12 protein-coding genes are annotated in these 13356 nt (G+C 58.1%); 8 read left to right on the top strand and 4 right to left on the bottom strand.

Features of this window, described 5'->3' with window-relative positions; translation table 11 throughout:
- The first annotated feature begins 10 nt into the window (after positions 1–10).
- Complete coding sequence (ggt, locus tag QN377_RS00855) at positions 11–1786, top strand: gamma-glutamyltransferase (RefSeq protein WP_322214114.1); 1776 nt, start codon at positions 11–13, stop codon at positions 1784–1786.
- An 86-nt stretch (positions 1787–1872) separates the two neighbouring features.
- Here the strand turns inward: ggt and QN377_RS00850 are convergent, their stop codons facing one another.
- A complete protein-coding gene (locus QN377_RS00850) occupies positions 1873–2151 on the bottom strand; it encodes a DUF1652 domain-containing protein (RefSeq protein ID WP_176464278.1) in 279 nt (92 codons plus the stop codon).
- 241 nt (positions 2152–2392) lie between these two features.
- On the opposite strand from QN377_RS00850, the gene QN377_RS00845 reads away from it, so the two are divergent.
- The 4 genes from QN377_RS00845 to QN377_RS00830 are packed head-to-tail and all read left to right on the top strand — an operon-like array spanning position 2393 to position 6173.
- Entirely contained in the window at positions 2393–3211 is an 819-nt protein-coding gene (locus QN377_RS00845; protein ID WP_095018556.1) for a helix-turn-helix domain-containing protein, read from the top strand.
- A 48-nt stretch (positions 3212–3259) separates the two neighbouring features.
- Complete coding sequence (locus QN377_RS00840; RefSeq protein ID WP_095018530.1) at positions 3260–4666, top strand: NAD(P)/FAD-dependent oxidoreductase; 1407 nt, start codon at positions 3260–3262, stop codon at positions 4664–4666.
- 31 nt (positions 4667–4697) lie between these two features.
- Positions 4698–5039, top strand: coding sequence for a cupin domain-containing protein (locus QN377_RS00835; RefSeq protein WP_095018531.1), 342 nt, complete (start codon positions 4698–4700; stop codon positions 5037–5039).
- Positions 5040–5093: 54 nt separating this feature from the next.
- The gene (locus tag QN377_RS00830; RefSeq protein ID WP_095000146.1) at positions 5094–6173 is read left to right on the top strand and encodes a polyamine ABC transporter substrate-binding protein; all 1080 of its coding nucleotides are present in this window, start codon (positions 5094–5096) and stop codon (positions 6171–6173) included.
- On the opposite strand, the gene QN377_RS00825 is transcribed toward QN377_RS00830, so the two are convergent.
- The 3 genes from QN377_RS00825 to QN377_RS00815 form a co-directional block, all read right to left on the bottom strand.
- Positions 6174–7148 carry a 2-hydroxyacid dehydrogenase gene (locus QN377_RS00825; protein WP_095018557.1) on the bottom strand — a complete coding sequence of 325 codons (975 nt, stop codon included), beginning with the start codon at positions 7146–7148 and terminating at the stop codon, positions 6174–6176.
- Entirely contained in the window at positions 7054–7824 is a 771-nt protein-coding gene (locus tag QN377_RS00820) for a sugar phosphate isomerase/epimerase family protein (protein WP_322212849.1), read from the bottom strand. The genes QN377_RS00825 and QN377_RS00820 overlap by 95 nt, the downstream gene beginning before the upstream one ends.
- An 83-nt stretch (positions 7825–7907) precedes the next feature.
- Positions 7908–8936 carry a LacI family DNA-binding transcriptional regulator gene (locus QN377_RS00815; RefSeq protein WP_095018558.1) on the bottom strand — a complete coding sequence of 343 codons (1029 nt, stop codon included), beginning with the start codon at positions 8934–8936 and terminating at the stop codon, positions 7908–7910.
- Positions 8937–9594: 658 nt separating this feature from the next.
- Here QN377_RS00815 and QN377_RS00810 point away from each other — a divergent pair.
- The 3 genes from QN377_RS00810 (at position 9595) to QN377_RS00800 (ending at position 13345) form a co-directional block, all read left to right on the top strand.
- Entirely contained in the window at positions 9595–11034 is a 1440-nt protein-coding gene (locus QN377_RS00810) for a serralysin family metalloprotease (protein ID WP_095018534.1), read from the top strand.
- A gap of 135 nt (positions 11035–11169) precedes the next feature.
- The gene (locus QN377_RS00805) at positions 11170–11481 is read left to right on the top strand and encodes an AprI/Inh family metalloprotease inhibitor (RefSeq protein WP_176464969.1); all 312 of its coding nucleotides are present in this window, start codon (positions 11170–11172) and stop codon (positions 11479–11481) included.
- Between the two features lie 121 nt (positions 11482–11602).
- The gene (locus tag QN377_RS00800) at positions 11603–13345 is read left to right on the top strand and encodes a type I secretion system permease/ATPase (RefSeq protein ID WP_095018536.1); all 1743 of its coding nucleotides are present in this window, start codon (positions 11603–11605) and stop codon (positions 13343–13345) included.
- Positions 13346–13356: the final 11 nt, after the last annotated feature.

Genomic DNA, 13356 nt, shown 5'->3' with positions numbered 1-13356 from the left:
CTTGTCAGCCCTGGCCCTGTGGACGGCCGGATGCAGTACCGGGGAGTCCGAGCAGCACAAGCCCTCCGAGTTGCCGCCTGCGCCCGAAATAGCCTCGGGTTTGCGTACCGATATGGCCCCGGTACACGCCACCCGGCATATGGCTGCTGCAGCCAACCCGCTGGCCACTGAGGCGGGGCAGCAAATACTGCGCAAGGGCGGCTCGGCAATCGATGCAGCAATCTCCATGCAAGCCGTACTTGCACTGGTTGAACCCCAGTCCAGTGGCCTCGGCGGCGGTGCGTTTATTCTGTACTGGGACGGCAAGCGGGTGCAGGCCTATGATGGCCGCGAAACTGCTCCGGCAGGTGCCACCCCGGGGATGTTCATGGGGGCAGAAGGTCAACCGATGCCTTTCTCCGAGGCCCAGATAGGCGGACGTTCAGTCGGCGTGCCCGGGGTGCTCAGGGCGCTGGAAATGGCCCATCAGCAGCATGGCAAACTGCCCTGGAGTGATCTGTTCCTACCGGCAATCAAACTGGCCAGCGAAGGTTTTCCTGTTTCCCAACGCTTGCATACGCAAATCGCCGCCGACAGGTTTATCGCCGGCTCGACGGAAATGGCCCGGTATTTCCTTACACCTCAAGGGCAAGCGTTGCCGGTTGGCACCTTGCTGAAAAACCCGGAACTTGCACGCACCTTGCAAACAATTGCCAGCCGTGGCGCCGATGGGTTTTACCAGGGGACCGTCGCGCAGGCGATGGTCGACAACGTTCGATCCCACCCTCGTGCCGGGACCCTGTCCCTGGCGGATATCAGTGGTTACCAGGCCAGGGAGCGCACACCGGTGTGTGCGGACTACAAGCAGTGGCAAGTCTGCGGTATGCCACCACCGTCTTCGGGCGGTGTCGCGGTGTTGCAGACCCTGGGGATTCTTGAGGCCCTGCAAGATAAATCCCCGGCCCTCGATCTCGCCAGCATGCCCCCCGTACCGAGCAGCTCCGGTGCAGGTCTTGAGCCTTCGCCTTCAGCGGTACACCTGATCGCAGAAGCCGAGCGCCTGGCTTACGCTGACAGGGCACAGTACCTGGCGGACAGCGACTTCGTACCAGTCAATGTGAAAGGGCTGACGGATAAAGCCTATTTCAGGACGCGGGCCGCTCTGATCGGTGACAAGAGCATGGGCCGTGCCGAGGCCGGTGTTCCGGCAGGCATTAACCTTGCCCTGGCCCCTGATCGCTCGCCACTGCGTATTTCGACCTCCCACATATCCGCTGTCGATGACCAGGGCGGGGCGATCGCCATGACCACTTCGGTTGAGGCTGCGTTTGGTTCACACGTAATGACCCAGGGTTTTATCCTTAACAATCAGCTCACCGACTTCTCGTTTATTCCCGAAGAAAACGGCAAGCCGGTGGCCAACCGCATCGAGCCGGGCAAGCGCCCGCGCTCTTCAATGGCCCCGACCCTGGTGTTCGAACGCAAAAGTGGCGAATTGGTCGCAACTATTGGTTCACCGGGTGGCTCGCAAATCATCGAGTACGTCAACAAGTCGGTGGTTGGCCTGCTGGACTGGAAGCTGAACCCCCAGGACGCAATCAGCCTGCCCAACTTTGGCAGCCGCAATGTGGACACTGAGCTTGAGGCTGGCCGGTTCAGCCCGGCGCTGGTGCAACAGTTACAAGACCGCGGGCACAAGGTGGCGCTGATCGAAATGACCAGTGGCACGCAGATTATTGTGCGTGACAACAACGGCTGGGTTGGTGGTGCCGATCCGCGACGTGAAGGTACAGCTTCAGGGGATTGATACGCAGTCAAAAGCCCCTTAGCCCAACCCTCTCCCGCACGGAGAGGGTACTGATCTGCCACAGAGCATCTACAGGCGCTGCAAAATCAGGCCTGTGCCTGCCATGCCAGCGGCGGCACAAAACTCTCGAGTTCGTCTTCTACGCATTGAATGAGGCGCCCCACTTGACCGGGGGTCATGACCGCCGAGCAGGGGATACCGGCGACGGTAATCACGGTTTCACCACTGGCACGGTCAAACAAGCGGGCGACCATGCTGCCTGGTGCGTCCATGGTTGCCTCGAAGCCCATCGGGTGGAAATGCCAGCGCATCAGTTGGCAGGCATTGGGGAAGGTGACTTTGTTGATGTTGTCCATGGGGTACATAGAGCAATTCCTTTAGCTCAAGATAAGGGGCGGTTGTTTCTGACCGCATAGGTTTTCAAGTATTTCGTGATCAAACCTAACACTCGGGAGAGTTGCTGCTAAGCCTTATTTTTCCCGCAACCCGGTTGTTTGCCCGTACTTTGATGTGAATCATGCACTTAGGTTATTTATCCGCAGCCAGTACCCATTGAAGCCCATGGGCAAACTCGGCACTCTGTGTTTTTTTACCTTCGAGCCCCCCATGCCAGCTCCAGACGACGGTCCCGAAAATACCCGCGCCACCGGCGAAACCGTGCTGCGTTACCACCTGTGCTGGAAGCATCGGGATCTGGACGGGGTAATGGCGTTGTATCACCCCGATGTGACCTACAACGACTTCTTCCAGAATCGGGTCATGGTGTTCAATGAACTGCGCGAGTATGTGCAGTCGTCCATGCCCAGAGAACCGGATGAAGCCCTTGAGCACAGTGATCGCATCCGTCTGGATGGCAATACCGCCTTTATTCAATACCGCATGACCTTGCGCGGCAGCCAGGGATTGGTGTCATTTCGTGCCAGTGAAGCCATTACCGTGCGCGATGGTTTGATCTGGCGCGTCAACGAGTACGCCTCGCTGGTGCATGAAGCGGCGGCCAGCCCGGCCCGGCAGGGCTCGTTGCGCCCGGCGGTGAGCCGTCTGGGGCTGTCGGCCCGTCAGCTGAGCTTTATGGCGCAAGACCTGCAAACCTACTTTGAACGCCAGCAACCCTTTCTTGACCCTGAACTCGACCTGCAGCAGGTAGCCAGGGCCTGCGGTTATACGCGCAATCAAATGTCGTATCTGCTTAATCAGGTGCTCGGACAAAGCTTTTACCGCTATGTGAATCAGGCGCGCCTGCGCCATGTTCTGGCGGCGATGGACATAGCTGCTACTCCGGTCAAGGTTGATGAAATGGCCTTTGCAGCAGGCTTCAACTCGATTTCGGCGTTTTACAGCTGTTTTCGCCAGCACACCGGGCAATCGCCCAAAGCCTATGCCAAACAAATTTCTTTGCGGGCACGCACGCAAGACGTGCCCTGATGCCAGCGACTAGGATCGAGCCATTCCTGGATCGGTGTGGAGTCGGCAATGCCAGCATGGTGCTCAATCAGTTTGTGGATGGACCAGCTTGGGGAGGAACTCGCACCCCGACCGTCCCTTGAGCACGATCTGGATGTCGATGTGGCTATCATCGGCGCCGGATATACCGGGCTGTGGACCGCGTACTACCTCAAGCGCCATGCGCCTGAACTGAGCATTGCCATTGTTGAAGCGCAAACGGCCGGTTTTGGTGCATCAGGGCGCAATGGCGGCTGGCTGATGGGCAACCTGCTGGGCGAAGACCGCTTGCTTGCAGGCCTGTCTGTGGAACAGCGCCGGGAATCCTTCGACTTGTTGCACGGTATTCCTGATGAAGTGAAGAATGTTATCGATCGTGAGGGTATCGACTGCGATTACCGTAAAGGGGGTGCCTTGTATTGCGCGGCGCGCTACCCGGAGCAGGAGGCCAGCTTGCGCAGTTATCTGGCCAGCCTGTATGCCGAAGGCCTGAACGAATCCGACTACCGCTGGCTCACCCCGGCCGAGCTGGCGCAACAGATCCGCATCAACCGGCCTTATGGCGGGATTTTCACACCGCACATCGCCACCCTTCACCCGGCCAAACTGGTGCGTGGTTTGGCCCGCGCCGTTGAGCGCATGGGTGTACAGATCTACGAACAAAGCCCGGTATCCGAGTGGCAGGCAGGGTTCCTACGCACGGCCAGGGCGCAGGTGCGCAGCCGCTGGGTGGTGCCTGCCGTGGAAGGTTATGCCAACACCCTGGCGCCTTTGGGCCGCTATCAACTGCCGGTACAGAGTCTGATCGTGGCAACAGAGCCATTGCCTCAAGCCACGTGGGACGAGATTGGCCTGTGCAAGGGCCAGGCCTTCAGTGAGAGCAGCCGTCAGGTCACTTACGGCCAGCGCACGGCCGACAACCGCCTGGTATTTGGTGCCCGGGGCGGATATCAGTTTGGCGGGCGCCTGCGTGAGAACTTTGACCTCAGCCGCGATGAAATCGAACTGCGTCGCTATTTGTTCAGCGAACTGTTCCCGCAACTGAAAAACGTTGAAATCAGCCATGCATGGGGTGGCAACCTGGGGATGTCGCGACGTTTTCAGCCGCACATGCTGTGTGATCGGCAGCAGGGCATTGCCCTGGCCGGCGGCTACGGTGGCGAGGGCGTGGGGGCCAGCCATCTGGGCGGGCGCACCCTGGCCGACCTGATCCTGCAGCGCGACACCCTGGAAGTCCGCCAGCCCTGGGTCTTGACCGAAGGCGGGTTGGGTGCGCTGAAGAGCTGGGAGCCAGAGCCGTGCCGCTGGCTGGGCTACAACGCAATCATTCGCAGCTTTGTGTACGAAGACAAAACCCTGGCCAACGCCAACAGCCCGCCTTGGCGTCGGCAATTTGCCCGCCGCCTGGCCGGGGTGATGGAAGGCTTTATGAAGTAATCCGACATTTGCGTTCAACAGGAAGCACGCCATGAGCATTACCCAGTTCAAAAACACCGCCCAGGTGACGTTGCAGGAGTCTTTCCCCGTGGCCGAGCCCCTCGGTACACCGGTGGCGGTGACCTCGCTGACCTGCGTGGAGCGTAACGACGGCGTCGAAACCGGTATCTGGGAATGCACCCCGGGCCGATGGCGTCGCCAGATCATGGAGCAGGAGTTCTGCCACTTCATTCAAGGCCGCTGCACCTTTACTCCGGACAACGGTGAAACCCTGACCATAGAAGCGGGCGATGCACTGATGTTGCCTGCCAACAGCACCGGTATCTGGGATATCCAGGAAACCGTGCGCAAGACCTATGTATTGATCCTTTGATCGCCGAAACCTGCCTATAAAAACAGCTGCCCAAAACATGCAAGGAATCGAATCATGATCCGTATAAGCCTGTTGCCCCTGATGCTGGCCACTACCTTGTGTCAGGCCGGTGAAACCGTAAAAGTCTATAACTGGTCGGATTACATTGCCCCCGACACGATGAAGAACTTTCAGCGCGATACCGGCATTGCTTTCAGCTATGACCTGTTTGACAGCAACGAAACGCTGGACGGCAAGTTGATGACGGGCTCATCCGGTTATGACGTGGTGTTTCCGTCCAACCACTTTATGGCGCGGCAGATCCAGGGCAAGGCGCTGAAGAAGCTCGACAAGAGCCAGTTGCCAAACTGGAAGAATCTCAACCCGGTGCTGCTCAAGGCACTGCAGGTCAATGATCCGGGCAACGAACATGGTTTTCCTTACCTGTGGGGCAGCACCGGCATTGGCTATAACATCGCCAAAGTAAAAGCCGTGCTGGGGGATGACGCGCCGGTGGATTCCTGGGATCTGATCTTCAAGCCCGAGAATATGGAGAAACTCAAATCCTGCGGCGTGGCGATTCTGGATAATGGCCCGGAGATCTTGCCAGCGGCACTCAACTACCTGGGGTTGCCTCATCACAGCAAAAACCCGGCTGACTACAAGAAAGCTGAAGAGATGCTGCTCAAGGTCCGACCTTATATCAGCTACTTTCACTCATCGAAGTACACCAGCGACCTAGCCAACGGCAATATTTGCGTGGCCGTAGGCTTCTCTGGCGATATCTTGCAGGCCGAAACCCGCGCTAAAGAGGCCGGAAATGGCGTCGAAATCGGTTATTCGATTCCCAGGGAAGGTGCCGCCATCTGGTTTGACATGGTTGCCATGCCCGCCGATGCACCTGACGAAAAAGCTGCTTACAGCTTTATGAACTACCTGCTGCGCCCGGATGTAATGGCCGGGATCACCAACTACGTGCACTACGCCAATGGCAACGAGCAGGCCGATGCCTTGGTCAGCCCTGAAATCAAGGCTGACACCAAGGTCTATCCAACCCCCGCCATGATGGACAAGCTGTTTGCCCTGGAGGCCATGCCGCTGAATATTGACCGGGTACGCACGCGTGTCTGGACCAATATCAAAAGCGGCAAGTAACTAGCGCAATGCTTGCGGGTTGACCAGATTGGCCGGGCGTTCACCGGCCAATGCCGCCAGCAGGTTTTCGACCGCGCAACGGGCCATGGCCTCGCGGGTTTCGAAGGTGGCCGAACCGATATGTGGCGTGGCCACCACGTTATCCAGCTTCAGCAAGGGCGAGGTCAGTTCCAGCGGTTCGCGCTCGAACACATCCAGCCCGGCAGCGCGGATCTGACCTTGTTGCAGGGCGTTGATCAGCGCCGCTTCGTCCACCACTTTGCCTCGGGAGATATTGATAAAAATGCTCTCGCGGCGCATCAGGGCAAATTGCTCGGCGCCGATCAAACCCTCGGTTTGTGCGGTCAGGGGCAAGGTCAGGCAGATAAAGTCGGCTTCTTGCAGCAGCTCGTCGAGGCTGCGGTACTGCGCATTGAAACGCGCCTCTACTGCGGGTTTGGGCGAGTTGCTGTGGTAAATCACCGGCATGCCGAAGCCAAAATGGCCGCGCTGGGCCAGGGCTTCGCCGATGCGGCCCATGCCGATAATACCCAGGGTCTTGCCGTGAACGTCGGTGCCGAAATGCTCGGGGCCGACGTTTTTCTGCCATTGACCGTTGCGCACCATGTTGGCCAGTTCAACCACCCGCCGGGCGCTGGCCAGAACCAGGGCAAAGCCGGTGTCTGCGGTGGTTTCGGTGAGTACATCAGGGGTGTTGGTGAGCTGGATCTTGCGCTCGGTCATATAGTCGATGTCGTAGTTGTCGACACCCACCGACACACTGGCCACTGCTTCAAGGTTCGGTGCCAGGTCCAGCAGTTGCGCATCCAGCTTCAGGCTTGCGCCCAGAATGCCTTGCGCCCGGGGCAGGGCGGCACGCAGTTGGTCCATGCCTGCGGCGTCAAGCTTCTTGATCAGCGTGACATCGGCCTGGGCTTGCAGGCGCTGCATCAGTTCCGGGGACAGTTGTTTGTAGAGCACTACATTCTTTTTCAAGGGATTCACCGACATTGAATTCAAGAGTGGGCCAGACGTTGCGAGGCTGCAGGTCGGTGTCGGTTGGCGGTGTGGCGACCAGTTTGCCGTCCGGGCGACGGCTCACGCCTTTGCAGTGCAGATAGGTGACGTAGCGGCCCAGCAGGCGGGCTGCGGTACTGGCCGACTGATCCTGCCAGTGCCAGTTGCCGATATCGAAGGTCATGCTGATTGGCGCTTGCTGTTGTTCAACCTGATCGAAAAAACGCTGCATGGGCTCAATGCGCCCGCCGTAGGAGGTCTGGTCGTTTTCTACCAGCAGGCGTACAGGTTGCTGGTTGAGCAGGGCAGCGAGGTTTTGCAGGTCACAGTGTTCGGTGAAATAGCCCAGTGACACTTTCAGCCATTGGGCGCCGAAAGCGTGGGCGCGCTGCAAGGTGGCCAGCAGTTGGGTATTGGGCCGCGATTGCCCGGCTTCCCACAGTTCCAGTGGCGATGAGAACACGCATTCAAGCCCGTTATCCTGCACGGCCTGGCTGAATGTGGTCGGATCTTCTGTGGTCAGCAGTTCTTCGCGCAGTTCGATGCGTGACACACCGGCGTTGGCCAACACTTCAATAAAGCTGGCCTGGCCGCGCTGGCGAACCAGATCGGCACCGTAGCTCGACAAACTGATGGAAACGGGAAATGTAGTCATTGTCATTATTCTCTGAAACCGGTTTCATTTTGTTGTGCATCAAACGGCCGGTAACCGGGTCAAGGTTGTCAGCCGGTAAAGTGTCAGGCAGTCATGGGTGATCGGGTTGAGCCGCGAACAATCAATTGAGGGGCAAAATCCAGTGCCAGGGGTGCAGATTTGTCACCGCCCAGGCGTTTAAGCAGGCAGTCAAAAGCGCTGGCACCGATCTGTTGCGTAGGCTGGGCCAGGGCAGTGATGCCGTTACCCACCAGCGGGAACCATTCCAGGTCATCCAGGGCAATCAGGCCCACGTCTTCAAACAAGCGGCAATTCAAGTCGCGCAGCACTTGGGTACAAGCCAGCGCAGCCAGGCCGTTGGCACAAAATATGGCCTTGGGGCCGTGGCCGGGTGCTTGCATGAAGGACTGGATGGCAGCGCGAAGGCCTGTACCGGTTTTTACTACGGCGCCGTGCAGGGCAGGGCGCGCGGCCAACTGGCGGGTAAAACTGTCGATGCGCTCGATTCGCGAACTGGTGCCATCGACCGGCTCACTGACCATCAGCACATCGCGATAGCCCTGCTGCTCAAGATGCTCCACAGCCATGCGCACCGCGTCAGCGTTATCGAGGCCGACCAGATCGGTATGCAGTTGCTCGACTTTGCGGTCGATCAGCACGATGGGCATTTCCTGATGCAGTTCTTGCAGTGCGTCAGGGTCATGGCCAAGGGTGTTAAGGATCAATCCTTCGATATTGTAGGAGCGTAGCGCTGCCAGATGCTGACGCTCTTGCTCGTCATTACGGTCGGTATTGCACACCACCAGGTTGTAGCCGTGCAGACGGCAGGCGGTTTCGACGCCGTGCATGACGGCAATGGAGTAGGGGTTGCGGATATCGGCCACCAGCATGCCGATCAGCCGTGTGCGTCCGCGTTTCAGGCCACGGGCCATTTGATTTGGGCGATAGCCCAGGTCATTGATGGCGCGCTCGATCCGTTCGGCGATGGCTACGGAGAGCAAGGCGCGGTCTTCGCCGATAAAGCGTGACACGCTGGCCTTGGAGACGCCGGCGCGCTGGGCAACATCGAGCATGGTTACGCGGGAGCGTTGAGCTGCGGAAAAACTGTTCACGGCCTGAAACCTTTTATTGGTGTTATCGCAGGCGATTTCGCGGGTGGGCGCTGAAACCGGTTTCATGGAAACCCAAATACCCTGATGACGTCAAGTGACAATGGTTTTAGGGATACCCGGACCTGTAGCCGCTGAGGCGCGAAGCGATGCTGCGATCGGCTGCGCAGCAGTCGTAAAACCAGGCCGCTCGACCTCTCAGGCATACCGAAATTGCCGGTTTTACGAGCGCTTCGCGCCTCAGCGACTACAACGATCAGGTAACTTGCTAGTTGCGACGCAAACTTGTCAGTTAGCGACGTTGCACATATAAAAATCGAGAAGTTGCCGTGGTGAGAAAGTTATATGACGAGTGTTATATCAATCTGCTTTCGGCCCAGGTTAGAGACGAACGGGAAGCCGTTTAATTTAACTTTTTATAATTAGACCAGGCAGTCAGTTAGTGGCCGATAGCGGATAAAAAAATACTGCCGGTCAAGTATTCAATGTTTCCGGGAACTTGCGCCGTTTGCGCAAATAAGCCGTAAAAAAGTACTGGACTAAATATTTCAGATTGTGTCAGTTTTGCTCCGCCATAAACGGCGAGTGATAGGACGATCTCGCCAAGGGGTCGTCGTGGTCTGTCAATAAACTTTCTACTGCTAAACAAGGAAATGTTTACATGTCGAAACTTAAAGAGAAAGCGGCACTGTCCGTTGGCCAGGTACAAGCGGCAAGCGCCAGCAGTTCTGCCTTCACTCAGATTGATAACTTCAGCCATTTCTATGATCGTGGTGATCATCTGGTCAATGGCAAACCTTCGCTCACTACCGACCAGGCCGCCGATCAGCTCACGCGCTCCGGCGCCAGTTGGCACGACCTCAACGGCGATGGTGTGATCAACCTTACCTACACGTTCCTCACGGCACCGCCGGTGGGTTACGCGACCCGTGGCCTGGGCACTTTCAGCCAGTTCTCCTCGCTGCAGAAAGAGCAGGCCAAGCTGTCGCTGGAATCCTGGGCCGATGTGGCCAAGGTGACCTTCACTGAAGGCGCTGCAGTCCGTGGCGGTGATGGCCACATGACCTTTGCCAATTTCAGTGCAAGTAACGGCGGTGCGGCGTTTGCCTATCTACCCAGCAGTTCGCGCAAGGGTGAGTCGTGGTACTTGATCAACAAGGACTATGAGGTCAACAAGACCCCGGGTGAAGGCAATTATGGTCGCCAGACCCTGACCCATGAAATCGGCCATACACTGGGCCTGTCGCACCCGGGTGACTACAACGCCGGCAATGGCAACCCGACCTACCGGGATGCGGTGTATGGCGAAGACACCCGTGCCTACAGCGTTATGAGCTACTGGAGTGAAAGCAACACCGGCCAGCATTTCACCAATAGTGGCGAAGGTGCTTACGCCTCTGCGCCATTGCTGGATGATATTGCGGCGGTGCAGAAACTCTATGGCGCCAACCTCGAAACCCGCGCTGGCGATACGGTCTATGGTTTCAACTCCACCGCCGATCGTGATTTCTACAGCGCGACGTCTGCCAGTTCCAAGCTGATTTTCTCGGTGTGGGACGGTGGCGGCAACGACACCCTGGACTTCTCCGGCTTTAGCCAGAACCAGAAGATCAACCTGACTGCAGGCTCGTTCTCCGATGTTGGCGGCATGACCGGCAACGTGTCGATTGCCCAGGGCGTCACCGTGGAAAACGCCATTGGCGGTTCGGGCAACGATCTGCTGATCGGCAACAGCGCTGACAATGTGCTCAAGGGCGGCGCCGGCAACGACATTATCTATGGCGGCGGTGCTGATACCTTGTGGGGCGGTACGGGTTCAGATGTGTTTGTGTTTGGCGCGGTGTCTGACTCTGCGCCGGGTGCAGCCGATATCATCATGGACTTCCAGTCCGGTATCGACAAAATTGATGTATCGGCCATCACCAAGCTGGCCGGGCTTAACTTTGTCGAGGCCTTTACCGGCCGTGCCGGTGAAGCGATTGTCAGCTATGACACGGCCAGCAACCTGGGCCACTTTGCGGTCGATTTCAGCGGTCATGCCGTTGCCGACTTCCTGGTGAACACTGTGGGCCAAGTGGCAACTTACGACATCGTTGTCTAAGCCTGCCGGTACACGGGCAGCGCGCAAGCGCTGCCCTCTGCCAGGAAGCCTGAAATCATGAGTCATTTGGCATACCGTTTATTCAGGGCAGTGGGGTGTATCGCCGCACTGCTGACTTTTACCACAGAGAGCGCCATGGCCAATTCCTTGCTGTTGATGAGCCCCGCACAACTGGCGGGCAGTTGGACGTTTTACCTGCAGGGCGATGCAAAAGAGGCCTGCAAGGTGCAGTTGATTGCCGAACATAAAACCTTCAGTGCGCAAGTGAAGTGTTTGAAAACATGGTTGGGCGAAGTGCCAAAAAGTTGGTCGCCAACACCGGACGGTCTGTTTCTGATGGGCGAGGATGGAACAGCTCTGGTGCATATGAACCGGATTGAGCCCGGTCACTATGAAGCGAAGATCAAACCCGAAACAGTGTTGGTGATGGTGCGTGGCAATCATTAAGTTGTACTGAAATTGTAACTTCAATCGCGCGAGGCTGGGCGCCCCCTGTTAGGAGCGGCGCAAGTGCGCCTGTCAGTTTTATTTATGTGCGAAAGCCGTACTTATCGATCAAGGACGATTCATGAGGCGATTGAAAAACAGCACCGTTGCGCCGTTGATACATGCACTGGCTGACTATAAGAGCATTCTGGTCAGCGTGGGCTGCTTTACTGCCCTGATCAATATATTGATGCTGGTGCCATCGATTTATATGCTCCAGGTGTATGACCGGGTACTGTCGTCACAGAACACAACAACGCTGGCCATGCTGTCATTCATGGTGGTGGGTTTTTTCATCTTTATCGGGATGCTTGAAACGGTCCGCAGTTTTATTGTGATCCGCATCGGCAGCCAGCTGGAGCGCAGGTTCAACCAACAGGTGTACCGCGCCGCGTTCGAGCGCAACCTGTTCAGCGGCCAGGCCCACGCCGGGCAGGCATTAGGGGATTTGACCCTGATCCGCCAGTTTGTCACCGGTCCGGCGCTGTTCGCCTTCTTTGATGCTCCGTGGTTTCCCGTCTATTTGTGCGTGATCTTTCTGTTCAGTCCCTGGCTCGGTCTTATGGCGACGTCTGGGGCACTGCTGCTCATAGCCCTGGCGTGCATCAATGAGGTGATGACGCGCAAGCCCCTGAGCCAGGCCAGCCTGTACTCCCAACAATCCAGCCAATTGGCTACCAGCCACCTGCACAATGCCGAGACCATTCAGGCCATGGGCATGCTGGGTGTGTTGCGCCAACGCTGGTTTAACCTGCATTCGCGATTTCTGGCCGAGCAAAACAAGGCCAGTGACACCGGCGCAGTGATTGGTTCGGTGAGCAAAACCTTGCGCTTGTGCCTGCAGTCACTGGTGCTCGGCCTGGGTGCCTTGCTGGTGATCAACGGTGATATGAGCGCGGGCATGATGATTGCCGGTTCGATTTTGATGGGCCGTGTGCTGAGCCCCATCGATCAGTTGATCGCTGTCTGGAAGCAATGGAGCTCGGCAAAGTTGGCCTATCAACGCCTGGACAGTCTGTTGCGCGAGCATCCGCCCAGTGAAGACAACATGCAGCTGCCAGCCCCCATGGGTCAGGTGAGCTTTGAACAGGTCAGTGCAGCACCGCCGGGACAGCGCCTGCCCACCTTGCATCAGGTCAGCTTTAACCTCAATGCAGGCGAGGTGCTCGGTGTGCTGGGTGCGTCGGGTTCGGGGAAGTCGACCCTGGCGCGGGTACTGGTAGGCGTCTGGCCGACGCTGGCGGGCACGGTGCGCCTGGATGGCGCGGACATTCACCAGTGGAACCGCGATCAATTAGGCCCACATATCGGCTACCTGCCCCAGGACATCGAGCTGTTCAGCGGCAGCATTGCCGAGAATATCGCCCGCTTTCGTGAGGCAGATCCCCGGCAGGTGGTCGCTGCGGCGCAGCAGGCCGGGGTTCACGAGATGATTTTGCGTTTGGCGCAAGGTTACGACACGGTTCTGGGGGACGAGGGCAGTGGCCTGTCGGGCGGGCAAAAGCAGCGGGTCGCTCTGGCGCGTGCCTTGTATGGCAATCCGCGGCTGGTGGTGCTGGATGAACCCAACTCCAACCTCGATGCCGTCGGTGACGCAGCCCTGACCCGGGCCATTGCTCACCTCAAGGCGCAGGGCTGCACCGTGGTGCTGGTGACGCACCGTTCGGCGTCGCTGGCCCAGGCCGACAAACTGCTGGTACTCAATGAAGGTCGCTGCCAGGTGTTCGGGCCAAGTGCCGAGGTGCTCAAAGCCTTGTCCGGGGCCCAGCAGCAACACGCCGCGCCGCAGGCGGCCAGTATCAACCGTCAGAGTGCTGAAGCATGAGCAAGGACGCT

The organism is Pseudomonas sp. CCC4.1 (genome assembly GCF_035019225.1).
GTDB lineage: Bacteria > Pseudomonadota > Gammaproteobacteria > Pseudomonadales > Pseudomonadaceae > Aquipseudomonas > Aquipseudomonas bubulae.
Note: the sequence above shows the minus strand (reverse complement) of the source record. Positions and strands in the feature narration are given on the sequence as shown.

Coding starts and splice junctions, on each gene's coding strand:
- QN377_RS00850 (WP_176464278.1), bottom strand. CDS start 2,151: ATGTACCCCATGGACAACATCAACAAAGTCACCTTCCCCAATGCCTGC.
- QN377_RS00845 (WP_095018556.1), top strand. CDS start 2,393: ATGCCAGCTCCAGACGACGGTCCCGAAAATACCCGCGCCACCGGCGAA.
- QN377_RS00840 (WP_095018530.1), top strand. CDS start 3,260: ATGCCAGCATGGTGCTCAATCAGTTTGTGGATGGACCAGCTTGGGGAG.
- QN377_RS00835 (WP_095018531.1), top strand. CDS start 4,698: ATGAGCATTACCCAGTTCAAAAACACCGCCCAGGTGACGTTGCAGGAG.
- QN377_RS00830 (WP_095000146.1), top strand. CDS start 5,094: ATGATCCGTATAAGCCTGTTGCCCCTGATGCTGGCCACTACCTTGTGT.
- QN377_RS00820 (WP_322212849.1), bottom strand. CDS start 7,824: ATGACTACATTTCCCGTTTCCATCAGTTTGTCGAGCTACGGTGCCGAT.
- QN377_RS00810 (WP_095018534.1), top strand. CDS start 9,595: ATGTCGAAACTTAAAGAGAAAGCGGCACTGTCCGTTGGCCAGGTACAA.
- QN377_RS00805 (WP_176464969.1), top strand. CDS start 11,170: ATGGCCAATTCCTTGCTGTTGATGAGCCCCGCACAACTGGCGGGCAGT.
- QN377_RS00800 (WP_095018536.1), top strand. CDS start 11,603: ATGAGGCGATTGAAAAACAGCACCGTTGCGCCGTTGATACATGCACTG.